Source organism: Pontivivens nitratireducens, from assembly GCF_011290545.1.
GTDB lineage: Bacteria > Pseudomonadota > Alphaproteobacteria > Rhodobacterales > Rhodobacteraceae > Pontivivens > Pontivivens nitratireducens.
The window spans coordinates 2,303,494-2,318,100 of sequence record NZ_CP049811.1; the positions used below are offsets into that span (position 1 = coordinate 2,303,494).

Annotated in this window: 17 protein-coding genes; 11 read left to right on the forward strand and 6 right to left on the reverse strand. The window is 61.9% G+C overall.

Annotated features, from left to right (window positions below; genetic code table 11):
- The first annotated feature begins 87 nt into the window (after positions 1–87).
- From G8E03_RS11370 to grxD, 3 genes are read left to right on the forward strand one after another with little or no spacing between them, the layout of a single operon-like run.
- Positions 88–330 (forward strand): BolA/IbaG family iron-sulfur metabolism protein, encoded by a 243-nt coding sequence (locus G8E03_RS11370; protein WP_166191870.1) that lies wholly within the window; start codon positions 88–90, stop codon positions 328–330.
- Positions 331–347: 17 nt separating this feature from the next.
- Positions 348–596: a hypothetical protein gene (locus tag G8E03_RS11375; protein WP_166191873.1), complete on the forward strand. Its 249-nt coding sequence runs from the start codon at positions 348–350 to the stop codon at positions 594–596.
- A complete protein-coding gene (gene grxD, locus G8E03_RS11380) occupies positions 593–964 on the forward strand; it encodes a Grx4 family monothiol glutaredoxin (protein ID WP_166191876.1) in 372 nt (123 codons plus the stop codon). Before G8E03_RS11375 ends, grxD begins: the two co-directional genes overlap by 4 nt.
- Before the next feature lie 118 nt (positions 965–1,082).
- Here grxD and G8E03_RS11385 read toward each other — a convergent pair whose 3' ends face one another.
- The 4 genes from G8E03_RS11385 to G8E03_RS11400 are packed head-to-tail and all read right to left on the reverse strand — an operon-like array spanning position 1,083 to position 2,889.
- Positions 1,083–1,916 (reverse strand): patatin-like phospholipase family protein, encoded by an 834-nt coding sequence (locus G8E03_RS11385; RefSeq protein WP_166191879.1) that lies wholly within the window; start codon positions 1,914–1,916, stop codon positions 1,083–1,085.
- A complete protein-coding gene (locus G8E03_RS11390) occupies positions 1,903–2,253 on the reverse strand; it encodes an ArsC/Spx/MgsR family protein (protein ID WP_166191882.1) in 351 nt (116 codons plus the stop codon). Before G8E03_RS11390 ends, G8E03_RS11385 begins: the two co-directional genes overlap by 14 nt.
- The gene (locus tag G8E03_RS11395) at positions 2,250–2,642 is read right to left on the reverse strand and encodes a cell division protein ZapA (RefSeq protein WP_166191885.1); all 393 of its coding nucleotides are present in this window, start codon (positions 2,640–2,642) and stop codon (positions 2,250–2,252) included. Before G8E03_RS11395 ends, G8E03_RS11390 begins: the two co-directional genes overlap by 4 nt.
- A complete protein-coding gene (locus G8E03_RS11400) occupies positions 2,635–2,889 on the reverse strand; it encodes a hypothetical protein (protein ID WP_166191888.1) in 255 nt (84 codons plus the stop codon). The genes G8E03_RS11395 and G8E03_RS11400 overlap by 8 nt, the downstream gene beginning before the upstream one ends.
- A gap of 257 nt (positions 2,890–3,146) precedes the next feature.
- Here G8E03_RS11400 and tkt point away from each other — a divergent pair, with 257 nt between their 5' ends.
- The 8 genes from tkt (at position 3,147) to G8E03_RS11440 (ending at position 12,136) form a co-directional block, all read left to right on the forward strand.
- Complete coding sequence (gene tkt, locus G8E03_RS11405) at positions 3,147–5,159, forward strand: transketolase (protein ID WP_166191891.1); 2,013 nt, start codon at positions 3,147–3,149, stop codon at positions 5,157–5,159.
- Between the two features lie 159 nt (positions 5,160–5,318).
- The gene (locus G8E03_RS11410) at positions 5,319–5,462 is read left to right on the forward strand and encodes a hypothetical protein (RefSeq protein ID WP_166191894.1); all 144 of its coding nucleotides are present in this window, start codon (positions 5,319–5,321) and stop codon (positions 5,460–5,462) included.
- A 17-nt stretch (positions 5,463–5,479) separates the two neighbouring features.
- Complete coding sequence (locus G8E03_RS11415) at positions 5,480–6,667, forward strand: phosphoglycerate kinase (RefSeq protein WP_166194157.1); 1,188 nt, start codon at positions 5,480–5,482, stop codon at positions 6,665–6,667.
- 172 nt (positions 6,668–6,839) lie between these two features.
- Positions 6,840–7,769, forward strand: coding sequence for a class I fructose-bisphosphate aldolase (locus tag G8E03_RS11420; protein ID WP_166191896.1), 930 nt, complete (start codon positions 6,840–6,842; stop codon positions 7,767–7,769).
- Positions 7,770–7,932: 163 nt separating this feature from the next.
- Positions 7,933–8,241, forward strand: a complete 309-nt coding sequence (locus G8E03_RS17470; RefSeq protein ID WP_240910335.1) for an FtsB family cell division protein — start codon at positions 7,933–7,935, stop codon at positions 8,239–8,241.
- Between the two features lie 118 nt (positions 8,242–8,359).
- Positions 8,360–9,379, forward strand: coding sequence for a pyruvate dehydrogenase (acetyl-transferring) E1 component subunit alpha (gene pdhA, locus G8E03_RS11430; protein WP_166191899.1), 1,020 nt, complete (start codon positions 8,360–8,362; stop codon positions 9,377–9,379).
- Positions 9,376–10,764, forward strand: coding sequence for a pyruvate dehydrogenase complex E1 component subunit beta (locus tag G8E03_RS11435; protein ID WP_166191902.1), 1,389 nt, complete (start codon positions 9,376–9,378; stop codon positions 10,762–10,764). The genes pdhA and G8E03_RS11435 overlap by 4 nt, the downstream gene beginning before the upstream one ends.
- A gap of 13 nt (positions 10,765–10,777) precedes the next feature.
- The gene (locus tag G8E03_RS11440) at positions 10,778–12,136 is read left to right on the forward strand and encodes a pyruvate dehydrogenase complex dihydrolipoamide acetyltransferase (RefSeq protein WP_166191905.1); all 1,359 of its coding nucleotides are present in this window, start codon (positions 10,778–10,780) and stop codon (positions 12,134–12,136) included.
- Between the two features lie 81 nt (positions 12,137–12,217).
- Here the strand turns inward: G8E03_RS11440 and G8E03_RS11445 are convergent, their stop codons facing one another.
- A complete protein-coding gene (locus G8E03_RS11445) occupies positions 12,218–13,708 on the reverse strand; it encodes a DUF2125 domain-containing protein (protein WP_166191908.1) in 1,491 nt (496 codons plus the stop codon).
- A 66-nt stretch (positions 13,709–13,774) separates the two neighbouring features.
- A complete protein-coding gene (cysE, locus tag G8E03_RS11450; protein WP_166191911.1) occupies positions 13,775–14,590 on the reverse strand; it encodes a serine O-acetyltransferase in 816 nt (271 codons plus the stop codon).
- Positions 14,591–14,607 lie beyond the last annotated feature (17 nt).

The following is a 14,607-nucleotide window of genomic DNA, read 5'->3' on the forward strand; positions in this document are numbered from 1 at the left end:
GGGACCGAAACGCGATGCGGCGGCACACCTTGCCGCCCGCAGCGGGACGCAATACATTTTCATCAAACGAGAGAGGGAGATGACACGATGGCCATGCAGGCGCATGAGATCGAAGCCCTGATCCGCAAGAAATTCCCCGACGCCGAGATTCGGATCGACGATCTGGCCGGTGACGGCAATCACTACGCCGCCTTCGTCACGGCGGAGGAATTTCGCGGGCTGAGCCGGGTAAAACAACATCAGGCCGTTTATGCGGCATTGGGCGATCAGATGCAGGGCAGCAACGGGTTGCTGCACGCTCTGGCGTTGACGACCAAGGTTCCGGCGTGAGCGAGGGGACCATATGGATGGTCTATGTGATCGGCGGCATTATCGCCGCTGTCATCCTGCTGGCCATCATCGAATATGCCTTCAGATCGAAGCGCCCTGCCCGAACATTCGCAGAGAAATTCGACATTGACCCCACCAAACTGCGTGAGGTGCACACCACGTTCGGGAATCCGCTGGGACATGGTGACATCCAGAAGGCGAACGACTACATGCGCGATCAGGCCATCAAGGCACGTGCAGTGAAAACCAAGGAGCCCAGGCAATGACAAATCCCGCACATGACATCATCGACGCGGACGTAAAGGGCAACGATGTCGTCCTGTTCATGAAGGGCACGGCCTCCATGCCGCAATGCGGATTCTCATCCCGTGTGGCAGGTGTTCTGACCTACATGAATGTCCCCTTCAAGGATGTGAACGTTCTGGCGAACGAGGATATCCGGCAGGGAATCAAGGATTATTCGGAATGGCCGACGATCCCCCAGCTCTATGTAAAAGGTGAGTTCGTGGGCGGCTGCGACATCATCACCGAAATGGTCCTGTCGGGCGAGATGGATACCTTGCTCAAGGAAAACGGCGTTTCGTTCGATGAGGAAGCCGCCGCGCGCGTTCGTGAGGCGAACAAGCAGGAATGATCCTGCCACCTGTCGGGCGCAACCTATGTGCCCGACAGGATGATTGCCGTTCTGTATGCGCTCAATGCCTTGTACCGGCCAGCCTCACCGCCTTTGCCCACGCTAAACCCGGTGAAGACTATGCTGTCAGGGTTGCGCGGAACGCGGCCCCGTCATCCATCCCCTGTTTCCAGGCGGCCTCGATCCCGGCGCGGTCGGTGAAGTCCAGCTTGTTGGTCGCGATCTTGCGCGAGGGTTTCGCGTAGGTGCGCCCCTCGATCACGGGCAGTTTGGGATAGGGGCGCGTGACCATGATAAGCTGGTCCTCACCCTCCTCATGCGGGAAGGCATTGTCCACCACACCACCGTCGATCACCGCGACGCCGTCCCAGAACAGTTGGTCAAAGACCGGCGGGCTGGACGCGGCCGCCACGACCAGATCGACGAAGCGCCCCTCACGCGCGGCCTGACGCGCATCGACATAGACGGGAACCGCCCCCATGCGACGCGCCGCGCGGACATGCGGTGATCCTCGGGCCGGAACCTCCGCCGCGTAGGCGAGCACGGTGGCCAGCGCGCCGTAGCGGGAAGGCTTGGCCAGTTGGACGGTGAATTGCGGACCCTCCGCGATTGCCTCTACCGCGGCGGCGTTATCCATCATGATCGAAACGATCGTACGGTAGAGCACCTGATGAATGAACAGATCGCCGCCGCTGCGCCTTCGCGCCCAGCTCATGTTGCCGGGGCCACCTGCGGCAACGTCGAAATGACTGCCGGTAATGTCGAGCAGCCGCGCCTCCTGCTTCGTCACATAGGCGAGCGCGGACAGCGCCCCGCCCGAGACTGCGTTGATTTTCTGCGTCGGCGCCAGCAAATCGTAGATCGACCCGAGAAAACCGCCATGCCAGAAGCATCGCGTCCCCCCACCGCCAAAAACGAGATTTGGAAATCGCTGGATTTCAGATTGCTTCACGCCACTCCGCCTCATCGAACCCGGTCGCAACCGTGGTGCCGGCGACCAGCACGGGCCGCTTGATCAGTCGCGGATCGGCCACCATGCGGGCGATGGCGAAATCCACGTCCGATTTCATGCGCTCCTGCTCGGGCTGAGGCAAGGCGCGAAAGGTCGCGGCGCGCGCGTTCATTACCCGGTCCTGCCCCGCGCTGTCGATCCATGTGCGCAACGCCGCGGCCAGGTCCGGCACCTTCGCGAAGGGGGTGTACTCATAGGCCACATTGCGCGAGTCGAGCCATTTCAGGGACTTGCGAACCGTTGTGCAGGATGGAATGCCGTAGACATGAACGCTCATTCCGCCTTGGCCTCCAATGCGTCGGCCATTGCCTCCAGCGTTTCGGCGGTGCGGGTCAGTGCGGCGAGCGCCTCCGCCGGATCCTGCTGGAACAGACCGCCCGGCGCGGGCGCGGCGCTTTCGGCCTCCGCCCGTTCGGCACGCAGTTCGAGGGCGCGAATCCGGTCCTCCGCCGCGCGAAGCTGACCTTGCAAGGCGATGTGCCGGTCGCCCAGCATCAGCGAAGACATCAGCAGCATCCGGCTTTCCGGCAGTTGCCCGATGGCGGCGACGAGGTTCTGCGCCTCGGACGCGACGAGGGCCGCGGCGGATTGCAGTTGGCGTTCCTCCCCATCGGCGCAGGCGACGCGGAAGGTCTTTCCACCGATATCCAGATCGATCTCAGCCATTTTCTGCTTCCTCCACCAGGGGGCGCAATTCGGAGATCAGGCCGTCGAGCTGCGCCATGTCGGCCTCACGCTTCAACTCCATATCCTTGAGCTGCGCGCGCAGGGCGACGTTCACCCGCTCCAACCTGCGCAATGCGACGGGATCGCCGCCCGGTTCCGCCGCAACGTTCTGTTTTGCCGCGATGGCGGTGGCGATCCGGGTGGTGGCCGCCTGGATGCGGGCCTCCAATGCCTCGATATCGTTCATGTCATGCCTCTGCTGCCCTGGGGGGTTCGCCCTGTTTTGGCGTAACGTATCGCGTTCCTTCGACCTTCGCCAGTTTTGACACGCATTTTCACCGGTGAAATTGCTGCGAGTCCGCCCGGTGCCCCGCGATGCTTCCAAAATGACCCCAAACCGGCTGAAAGTCGCCTCGATTGCGGTATGCGGGCCCGATACGCTTGACCAAAGGGTGTGCAGTGGTATTGAGAGCGCGACTTTTCCCAGTGGATGAGAGATCACTCGTGAACATCGAAGACCTGCGCGCCCGCCACCCCGATCATTGGAACAAGGCCACCGCGATCCGTGTGCTGGCCCTCGACGCGGTCAAGGCCGCGAATTCCGGCCATTCCGGTATGCCCATGGGCATGGCGGACGTGGCGACGGTCCTGTTCGAGAAGCACCTGAAGTTCGACGCTTCGCAGCCCCGCTGGGCCGACCGCGACCGGTTCGTGCTGTCGGCGGGCCACGGCTCCATGCTGCTTTATGCGCTGATGTATCTGACCGGCTATTCCGACATCACGCTGGAGGAGATCAAGAATTTCCGCCAGTTGGGCGCGCGCACGGCGGGCCACCCGGAATACGGTCACGCGGACGGAATCGAGACGACGACCGGCCCGCTGGGTCAGGGCATCGCGAACTCCGTCGGCTTCGCCATCGCCGAGGCAGCCTTGCAGGCACGGTTCGGCAAGAAGATCGTGGATCACCACACCTACGTGATCGCGGGCGACGGCTGCCTGATGGAAGGGGTTTCGCAGGAGGCCATCGGCCTGGCGGGCAAGCAACAACTGGGCAAGCTGATCGTGTTGTGGGATGACAATGGCATCACCATCGACGGCAAGGTCTCTATTTCCGATGTGACCGATCAGATGGCGCGGTTCGAGGCGTCGGGCTGGTCCGTCTTCTCCTGCGATGGGCACGACCCCGAGAGCATTGACGAGGCGATCCGGCAGGCGAAGCAATCGCCCAAGCCCTCGATGATCGCGTGCAAGACGCATATCGCCATCGGTTCCTCGGCTCAGGATACGTCCAAGGGCCACGGCGCGCTGACCGACGACACGCTGATCGCGGACACGCGCAAGGCCTATGGCTGGACCCACGCGCCGTTCGACATTCCCGCCGACCTGCTGTCGGAGTGGCGCCAGATCGGTGCGCGCGGGGCAATCGCCCGTCAGGAATGGGAAACGCGCCTCGCAGGACTGTCCGGCACCAAGCAAGCCGAGTTCAAGCGCCAGATGTCCGGCGAGACACCCAAGAAGCTGTCCGCCGCGATCAAACGCTTCAAACAGGACGCATCCGAGGCGGGCAAGGCTGTCGCCACGCGCAAGGCATCGGAACTGGCGCTCGGCGTCATCAACTCCATCCTGCCCGAGACGATCGGCGGCTCCGCTGACCTGACCGGCTCCAACAACACGTTGACGCCGGATCTGGGCACGTTCGATGCGGACAACCGCAGTGGTCGGCACGTGTCCTATGGCATCCGCGAACATGGTATGGCCGCCGCGATGAACGGCATGGCGCTGCATGGCGGTGTCCTGCCCTATGGCGGCACGTTCATGGCCTTCACCGATTACGCCCGCCCGGCGATGCGCCTGTCCGCGCTGATGAACATCCGGGTGGCCTATGTGATGACCCACGATTCCATCGGTCTGGGTGAAGACGGCCCCACGCACCAGCCGGTCGAGCACATGGCCGCGATGCGCGCCATCCCGAACCTGACGGTCCTGCGTCCCGCCGATACCATCGAGACGGCGGAGGCCTGGGAACTGGCCGTGACGATGGAGGGGCCGTCGATGCTGGCCCTGACCCGTCAGAACCTGCCGGTGGTCCGGACCGAGCACAAGACGAAGAACCTGACGGCACAGGGCGCATACGTTCTGGCGGAATCGCAGGGCAAGCGCATGGCGATCCTGCTGGCCACCGGTTCGGAAGTCTCCGTCGCGCTGGAAGCACGGCGTCTGCTGGAAAACGAGGGCATCGGCGTGCGCGTCGTCTCCATGCCGTCATGGGAACTGTTCGAGCAGCAGGACGAGGCCTATCGCAAGCGGGTTCTGCCCGCAGGCCCCGTGCGCGTCGCGGTCGAGGCGGGCATCCGTCAGGGCTGGGACAAGTGGCTGTGCGGTGAGCGTGGCAACTGGAAGAAAGCCGATTTCGTCGGCATGGACAGCTTCGGCGCCTCCGCCCCGGCAGGTGAGTTGTTCGAGCATTTCGGCATCACCGCCGAGGCTGTCGCGCAAAAGGTCCGCGATCTGCTGTAATATCCTTTGCGGGGGGGGGGGTGACACCTCCCCCGCAATACGCATCTACGCTCTGTGTGGCACGCCCGATTTCCATTCCGACGGGTTGCCTGGCCCCGAACGGCGGGTGACATATCTGCGGACGTTGCGTAAACAGGATGCGACGGTCGGAGAGGATTCATGAACACGACATTCGCCCTTTGGCTTGGCGGTATCATCGTTGCCATCTTCCTCGCCGACACCCTCTTTTTTGGCTGGGACCTCTGGATCGACGCGATGAAGCTGTTGTGGCGCATCTCGACCTGGATGGCATTCTGGCGCTGACCTCAAAGGATCCCGACATGAGCTGGAAAACCCTCGACGATCTCGACCTCGCTGGAAAGGTCGTGCTGACGCGCGTCGATCTGAACGTGCCCATGCAGGATGGCGCGGTCAGCGACGCCACCCGGATCGAGCGGATCGTGCCGACCGTGCGCGATATTCTGGCCGCTGGCGGCACACCGGTGCTGCTGGCGCATTTCGGGCGGCCAAAGGGCAAGGTCGTTGCGGATATGAGCCTGGAGCAGATCGTTTCCACCGTTGAGGAACATCTCGGCGTGCCGGTCCGCTTCGCCAGCGATTGCATCGGCGTACCGGTGAAGGACGCGCTGGCCGATCTGCCCGACGGCGGCGTGGTTCTGGCGGAGAACACGCGCTTCCACCCCGGTGAGGAGCAGAACGACGCGGATTTCGCCAAGGCGCTGGCCCAAGGCGGCGACATCTATTGCAACGACGCATTCTCCGCCGCGCATCGGGCCCATGCCTCAACCGAGGGGCTGGCGCGGCTGCTTCCCAGCTGCGCGGGGCGTCTGATGGCGGAGGAACTGGGCGCGTTACAGGCGGTGCTGGGCGATCCGCCGCGCCCGGTCGTCGCCGTGGTGGGTGGGGCGAAGGTTTCGACCAAGCTGGACCTGCTGGGCAATCTGATCGACCGCATGGATCATATCGTGATCGGCGGCGGCATGGCGAACACGTTTCTGGCCGCGCAGGGCATCGACGTGGGCAAGTCGCTGTGTGAACACGACATGACCGACACCGCCCGCGCCATCATGGACAAGGCGAACGGGTCGGGCTGCACGTTGCATCTGCCGGTCGATGTGGTTGTCGCGCGGGAGTTCAAGGCCGGCGCCGAGTCGGAGACTGTGGCGGCGAATGCCTGCCCCGAGGATGCGATGATCCTCGACGCCGGGCCGGAAACTGTCCGCGCCGTTGCCGAACTGTTCGGTCAGGCCAAGGCCGTTGTGTGGAATGGTCCCTTGGGCGCGTTCGAGATCGAGCCGTTTCACGCCGCGACCAAGGCCGCGGCCCTGACGGTTGCGGAGCTGACACGAGAGGGACGCCTCGTTTCCGTCGCGGGCGGCGGCGATACTGTCGCCGCGCTGAACATTTCGGGGGCGGCGGATCATTTCACATACGTGTCCTCCGCTGGCGGCGCGTTTCTGGAGTGGCTGGAGGGCAAGACCCTGCCTGGCGTCGCGGCATTGGGCTAGGCGCCTGATTTTCCGGGCATCCGCTCATCGTTCAGGCATTTGCCTGGATTTTTGGAATATTTGTTGCACCGCACATGATTCAAAGCGGTTGGGGGCCGGTCACACAGTTGACCGGTCCGCGCCTGCTGGCTAGCAAACATCATGTTTCCCGAGGCTCCTGGAGGACCCCCTGATGAAAGCCACTCGCATCGTTCGCAACATCCTTGCCAATTATGAGGGCGAAACGCCCGGAGTGAAGGCGAACCTGTGCCGGATACTGATGCAGGGTAAACTGGGGGGATCGGGCAAACTGGTGATCCTGCCCGTCGATCAGGGGTTCGAACACGGCCCTGCCCGCAGCTTCGCGCCGAACCCCGCCGCCTATGATCCGCATTACCACTATCAACTGGCCATAGATGCGGGCCTGTCCGCCTATGCCGCGCCGCTGGGTATGATCGAGGCTGGAGCGGACACATTCGCCGGTCAAATCCCCACCATTCTGAAGGCCAACAGCGCGAACTCGCTGATCCCCGACGAAGCGCCGAAAGATCAGGCGATCACTGCCACCGTTGACGATGCCCTGCGTCTGGGCTGTTCTGCCATCGGTTTCACCATCTATCCCGGATCATCCGCCGGTCTGGACATGTTCGAGGAAATCTCGGCCATGCGGCAGGAGGCGGCGGCCAAGGGCATCGCGACCGTCATCTGGTCCTATCCCCGGGGTGAAGCCCTAGACAAGGACGGCGAGACGGCGATCGATATCGGTGCCTACGCCGCACAGATCGCCGCCCTGCTGGGCGCGCATATCATCAAGATCAAGCTGAGCAGCGATCACCTCAGCCTGTCTGAGGCCAAGAAGGTCTACGAGAACGAGGGCATCGACATCTCCGATCAGGCGGCACGGGTGCGCCACTGCATGCAGGCCAGCTTCGACGGACGCCGGATCGTCGTCTTCTCGGGCGGGTCCAAGAAGGGCGCGGACTCGGTCTACGACGATGCCCGCGCGATCCGCGACGGCGGCGGCAACGGCTCGATCATCGGACGCAACACGTTCCAGCGCGAGCGGGGTGAGGCGCTCGATATGCTCGGCAAGATCATCGACATCTACAAGGGCCGTGACTGATCCAACGGGGCGGCCGGTACAGGCCGCCCCACCCCAAGCTGCCCGCAAGTGTAGCGAAAATACCAGTCTGAGTGTTTTCACGCCGAAAGTGTTTCACAGACGATTCTGAATTTGCCATAGTCGCTATAAGAAAATTTAATCTTTGCAGTCGTCTGGTAATTCCGTGGTCAAACCATCCAGCATTCCGGCCCGAGCGTTGAGCGACGCGGCATTTTCGCTCGGTGCGCTGGGACTGATAATCTATTTCGCGTTCATCGCCCTGCAGGGCAATCACGGCATGACCCGCCTGGCCACGGTGCATGAGGACATCCGCGATCTGAACGTCACGCTGGCCAGTCTGCGGCAGGAGCGTGGTGAGTTGGAAAACCGCACGCACAGACTTTCCAGCGATTACCTTGACCTTGACCTGCTGGATGAGCGGGCGCGGCTGGTTCTGGGGCTGGTTCGACCTGACGAAATTTTGATCCGCTGACACCGAAATCCTTTGACGACCCTCGACATCGATCCACCTGAAATTTATGGGTGCTATTGATGTAACCCAACGTTAAGCTAGGGTAGTTTGATATCAAACGAGTCTGAGGAGACGTTTCATGGCGACACGAAAGGCGGCGGCCAAGCGCCCCAACGCGTCCAGGGAGGAATTGCTCGCCTATTATCGCGACATGCTCCTGATCCGGCGATTCGAAGAAAAGGCGGGCCAGCTTTACGGCATGGGCCTGATCGGCGGGTTCTGTCATCTTTATATCGGTCAGGAAGCGGTGGTCGTCGGGCTGGAGGCCGCAGCGAAGGAGGGCGACAGCCGCGTGACCTCCTATCGCGATCACGGTCACATGCTGGCCTGCGGCATGGACCCCAAGGGCGTGATGGCTGAGCTGACCGGCCGCGAGGGCGGCTATTCCCGTGGCAAGGGCGGCTCGATGCACATGTTCTCGGAGGAGAAGAAATTCTACGGCGGTCACGGCATCGTCGCGGCCCAGGTGCCGATCGGTGCCGGACTGGCTTTCGCCAACAAATACAAGGGCGAGGACACCGTTTCCTTCGCCTATTTCGGTGACGGGGCGGCGAACCAGGGTCAGGTCTACGAGACCTACAACATGGCCGCGCTTTGGGACTTGCCGGTGATTTTCGTCATCGAGAACAACCAGTATGCGATGGGCACCTCGGTGCAACGCTCCACCCACTCCCCTTCGTATTGGGAGCGGGGCGCAGCCTTCGGAATCGAGGGGCGTGAGGTGGACGGCATGGACGTTCTGGCGGTCAAGGAAGCCGGTGAAGCCGCCGTCGCCCACTGCCGCGCGGGCAAGGGACCGTATATCCTGGAAGTGAAGACATACCGCTATCGTGGTCACTCCATGTCCGATCCGGCAAAATACCGCACCCGTGAGGAAGTGCAGAAAATGCGCGAGGAGCGCGACCCGATCGAGGGCATCAAGGCGATGCTGCTGACCGGCAATCACGCAAGCGAGGATGAGCTGAAGGACGTGGACAAGGAGATCAAGGCGATCATCAACGAATCCGCCAAGTTCGCACAGGAAAGCCCGGAACCCGCGCTCGAAGAGCTGTGGACCGATATTTACGCCGACGAACTTCCGCAGGAGGCAGCAGTATGACCATCGAGATCCTGATGCCCGCGCTTTCCCCGACGATGGAGGAAGGCACCCTCGCGAAATGGGTCGTCAAGGAGGGGGACAGCGTCTCCTCCGGCGACGTGATCGCGGAGATCGAGACGGACAAGGCCACGATGGAGTTCGAGGCCGTGGACGAAGGCACGATCGGCAAGATCCTGATCGAGGAGGGCGCCGAGGGCGTCAAGGTAAACACCCCCATCGCCATCCTGCTGGAGGAAGGTGAGGATGCCTCCGCCGCGGATGCCGCCCCAGCGGCGGCCCCGGAGGAGAAGGCAGAACCGCAAGAGGACGCGTCTTCAGAAATCGAACATGAGAAAGCTCCCGCCGCCGCAAAACCTGCGGCGGATACGCCTGCCCCGACGCCGGACGTGCCCGAGGGAACCAGCTTCAAATCGCAAACCGTCCGTGAGGCCCTGCGCGATGCAATGGCCGAGGAAATGCGCCGGTCCGAGAATGTCTTCCTGATGGGGGAGGAGGTGGCCGAATATCAGGGCGCCTACAAGATCAGCCAGGGCCTGCTCGACGAATTCGGCGCAAAGCGTGTGATCGACACCCCGATCACCGAGCATGGCTTCACCGGCCTTGCCGTCGGTGCCGCGTTCGGCGGGTTGAACCCGATCGTGGAGTTCATGACCTTCAACTTCGCCATGCAGGCGATCGATCAGATCATCAACTCTGCCGCCAAGACGCTGTACATGTCCGGCGGTCAGATGGGCTGTCCCATCGTGTTCCGTGGCCCGAACGGTGCGGCCGCGCGGGTGGGTGCGCAACACTCGCAGGATTACGCTGCGTGGTATTCCAGCATTCCGGGTCTCAAGGTCGTTCAACCCTACTCCGCCTCCGACGCGAAGGGTCTGCTGAAAACGGCGATCCGCGATCCCAATCCGGTGATCTTCCTCGAAAACGAAATCCTCTATGGCAAAACGTTCGACGTGCCGGAGATCGACGATTTCACCATTCCGTTCGGCAAGGCGAAGATCTGGCGCGAGGGCACGGACGTGACCATCGTCAGCTGGGGCATCGGCATGACATACGCGCTGGAGGCAGCTGACGCGCTGACCGAAATGGGTATCTCGGCTGAGGTGATCGACCTGCGCACTCTGCGGCCCATCGACTACGCGACGGTCATCAACTCGGTGAAGAAGACCAATCGCTGCGTCACCGTTGAGGAGGGCTTTCCCGTCGCGTCGATGTCGAACCATCTGGCCGCCCATATCATGGCGGAGGCGTTCGACTACCTCGACGCGCCGGTCCTGTCATGCACGGGCAAGGACGTGCCGATGCCCTATGCCGCAAATCTCGAAAAGCACGCGCTGACCACCACTCAAGAGGTGATCGACGCAGTTCGTGCCGTGACCTACAAGTAAGGAAGGGGAAAACATGCCCATCAACATTCTGATGCCCGCGCTTTCCCCGACAATGGAGGAAGGCACACTCGCGAAATGGGTCGTCAAGCAGGGGGACAGCGTCTCCTCCGGCGACGTGATCGCGGAGATCGAGACGGACAAGGCCACGATGGAGTTCGAGGCCGTGGACGAGGGCACGATCGGCAAGATCGTGGTCGAGGAGGGCACGGAGGGTGTGAAGGTCAACGACCTGATCGCCGTCCTGCTGGAGGAAGGGGAAAGCGCTGACGACATCGACGATGCTTCGGCCCCTTCAGAAGAGGCCTCTTCGAACGCCGCTCCGGCTGAGGCGCCCAAGGAAGTCGAACCGGCGAAGGGATACGGCCGCGACGATGATGCCGCCAAGCCTGCCCCGACCCATGCACCGAAAACTGCACCCGCTAAATCGAAGGATGGTGAGCGCCTTTTCGCCACGCCGCTCGCAAGGCGGATCGCAGCGGATAAGGGTCTGGATCTGAGCGAGATCACCGGCTCCGGCCCCCATGGCCGCATAGTGAAATCCGACGTGGAAAACGCCACGGCGCAGCCGAAGAAGGCCGCGTCCGAGGACAAGGCAGCACCTGCTGAAAAGATGGCTCCGAAAGGGGGCGCGCCAGTTCAGGGCATGTCCGCCGAAACCGTGGCGAAGATGTACGCGGATCGCGACTACGAGGAAGTCAAACTCGACGGTATGCGCAAGACCATCGCCACCCGCCTGACAGAAGCGAAGCAGACGGTTCCGCATTTCTATCTGCGCCGCGACATCCATCTCGACGCGCTGATGAAATTCCGTAGCCAACTCAACAAGGGGTTGGAGGCCAAGGGCGTCAAACTGTCGGTCAACGACTTCATCATCAAGGCCTGTGCGAACGCGCTTCAGCAGGTCCCGGATTGCAACGCCGTCTGGGCAGGCGACCGGATTCTGAAGCTGAAGCCGTCGGACGTGGCCGTCGCCGTGGCCATCGAAGGGGGCCTGTTCACCCCGGTTCTGCGCGATGCCGACAGCAAGAGCCTCAGCTCCTTGTCGAAAGAAATGAAGGATCTGGCCGGTCGTGCGCGTGATCGCAAACTTGCACCTCACGAATATCAGGGTGGCACCTTCGCGATTTCGAATCTCGGCATGATGGGGGTGGAGAATTTCGACGCCGTCATCAACCCGCCGCACGCCTCGATCCTCGCCGTCGGGGCGGGAGTGAAGAAACCTGTCGTGGGCAAGGATGGGGAACTGACCACCGCCACGGTGATGAGCGTCACCCTCTCGGTCGATCACCGGGTCATCGATGGTGCGCTCGGGGCGGAATTCCTCGCCGCGGTCAAGGAGAACCTTGAGGATCCCATCACGATGCTTGCCTGATTGGGCGCCGAGCAAGATCTGGAAAGGCCGCTTTCCTTTGAGGAAGCGGCCTTTTCGTTCTGTAGCATTCGGGACGGGTATTTATTGCAGCGGCACACCGTTCGCACTGACTGTACCGTCAGGTGCTACATCAATGACCGAAGTATACGTATCCGGCCGGTCCCCCGGCACCAGCATCAACCCCATCATCATCCGTGCACTCATCATGATCTCAGGCGGCAGCACACCCATACCAGCCAAGGTTTCGATAACTCCGTCCAGACCTGACACCTCCGCGTTCATGCTGCCTTGCGGCACGGTTTCGCCTTGCGAGTTATCGAAGGTAAACGCACCGTCTGCCACCAGATCAACGCCGATCGCGGACAGCGAAACTTCGTCAACATCCAAACTCTCAAACTTGAGGCGACTGATGTCCTGCTCAATTTCGGACATCTGCGCGAACAATCCATCCTCGAATTGCCCGCCAAACGCCAGATCCAAGACGAGGTCGGCAGGGTCGCGAGACAGTTGTCCTTGCGGATCCACCATATTCCAGACGTTGTCCGAAACCGACAGCTGATCCAGGCGCAAGCTATACGCTCCGTTCGCGGTACCCTTCTCAACCATCACTGGTATAGACAGGGACGTATCGAGCCCCGCGAGAGAAACCGACGCCTTTGGAAAGGGCAATGCGGTGCCGGCAAGTGTCACAGCCAAGCCCTCACCGCTGATCTGCGCGGTCAACTGACCCTCTTTCAGCTCGGCATTGAAGGCGGAGGCACCCGTACTGGCATCCGTCAAAATCGTCGTCCCACCGCGATTCGTCATTTCCGAGGCAGATCGAGTCTGCCCGGACGTCCCGCTGACAGCAAAGGAATCCTGCTTGAGAACTGGCGGAATCTCCTCGGCGCGCAAACCGGCGAGACGCTCCGCCAGCGGCATGCCTGCCCACTCCGCCTGATAGATCGTGTCCTCGTAAACAGACAGCGCGCGGGTACTCACGCCGGCTTGTGCCTGGGAAGTCAAACTCTCAGTCGTCACCCGCTCGATCCGGGTGGACATGCTTCCCTCGCTCCGCGCGAAATTGCTCACCGTCTCCGAAGTGATGCCTTCGCCGATGAGCGATGCGGTAAAGGTCGGCATGCCGGCGACACCATCGTTGGACATGTCAACCGTTGCACGACTTACCATATAGACGCTCTCCACCAGTTCTGCCGAACCTCGCATCTGATAGGTGTAATCGTCGTGGGTGATCGACACCTCACTGATTTGAACGCCGTCCTCCATCAGATCGAAACTCAACGCTTCCAGCCCCTGAACATCGACTTCGAAATCGTCGTTCAAAATGGGCGCGAATACGATTTCCCCCTGCGTCTGGCGCAGCAGCGGTTCATCATCGGGGCCAAGGATCAGGATATCGCGCAGAACGACACTGCCATCTTCGCGCGTTTCCAGATCATACTGGATCGCACCGTCCGCCAGTGCCGCCATCGCTTCCAACCGATCGGTGACGTCCGCAGGCGTCAGTACGGCATAGGCAGGACTGGTGGCGAGCAAGGCAAGGCCGGAAACACCGGCGAACAAAAACTTCATCTCGACCCTTTCAAGAACAACATACCTGCCCGAATGCGACGTTTTCGCACGCTGGGAAATGCGAATTCACACAGTAGTGTTCAACAGATGGTTCATGGAGACGGCTGGCTGATCGCATCCCGCCTCTCCAACGACACGCGCTGGCACCCCTGCCACCGTCTTGCACGGTGCGACCGACTCCAACACGACGGAACCCGCAGCGATACGACTGCAATGTCCCACCGTGATGTTGCCGAGAATGGCCGCTCCGGCACCAATCAATACGCCGTTTGCGATCTTCGGATGGCGGTCGCCGTCTTCCTTGCCAGTGCCCCCCAGCGTGACGGAGTGCAACATGGACACGTTGTCGCCCACGACTGCGGTTTCCCCGATCACGATCGAATGGGCATGGTCTATCATCACGCCCTGACCGATCCGCGCACCGGGGTGAATATCGACGCCAAAGACTTCGGACGTTCGCATCTGGAAGAAATAGGCCATGTCCACGCGCCCCTGTATCCACAGATGCCGTGCGACGCGATGGGCCTGCACCGCCTGATAGCCCTTGAAGAACATCAGCGGCTGGATCAATCTGTGGCAGGCCGGATCGCGCTCCAGCACGGCGACGGCGTCGGTGCGTGCGATGCGTCCCAGTTCGGGATCGGCATCATGCGCCTCCGTCATGATCTCGCGAACCAGCCCTTCGGTCATTTCGCCCGAGGCCAGCTTTTGCCCCAGCCTGTAGCACAGCGCGTCCTCGAACGTACGACGGTTCAGAACACTGGCATGAACCAGTCCGGCCAACCTGGGCTCATCCGCGACCATGGCCGAAGCCTCATCACGGATGCGCGACCACACCGGATCGAGCGTTTGTGCAACTTCGCGTGTGTTTGACTGAGGCATGTCGCCCTCCCTGACTT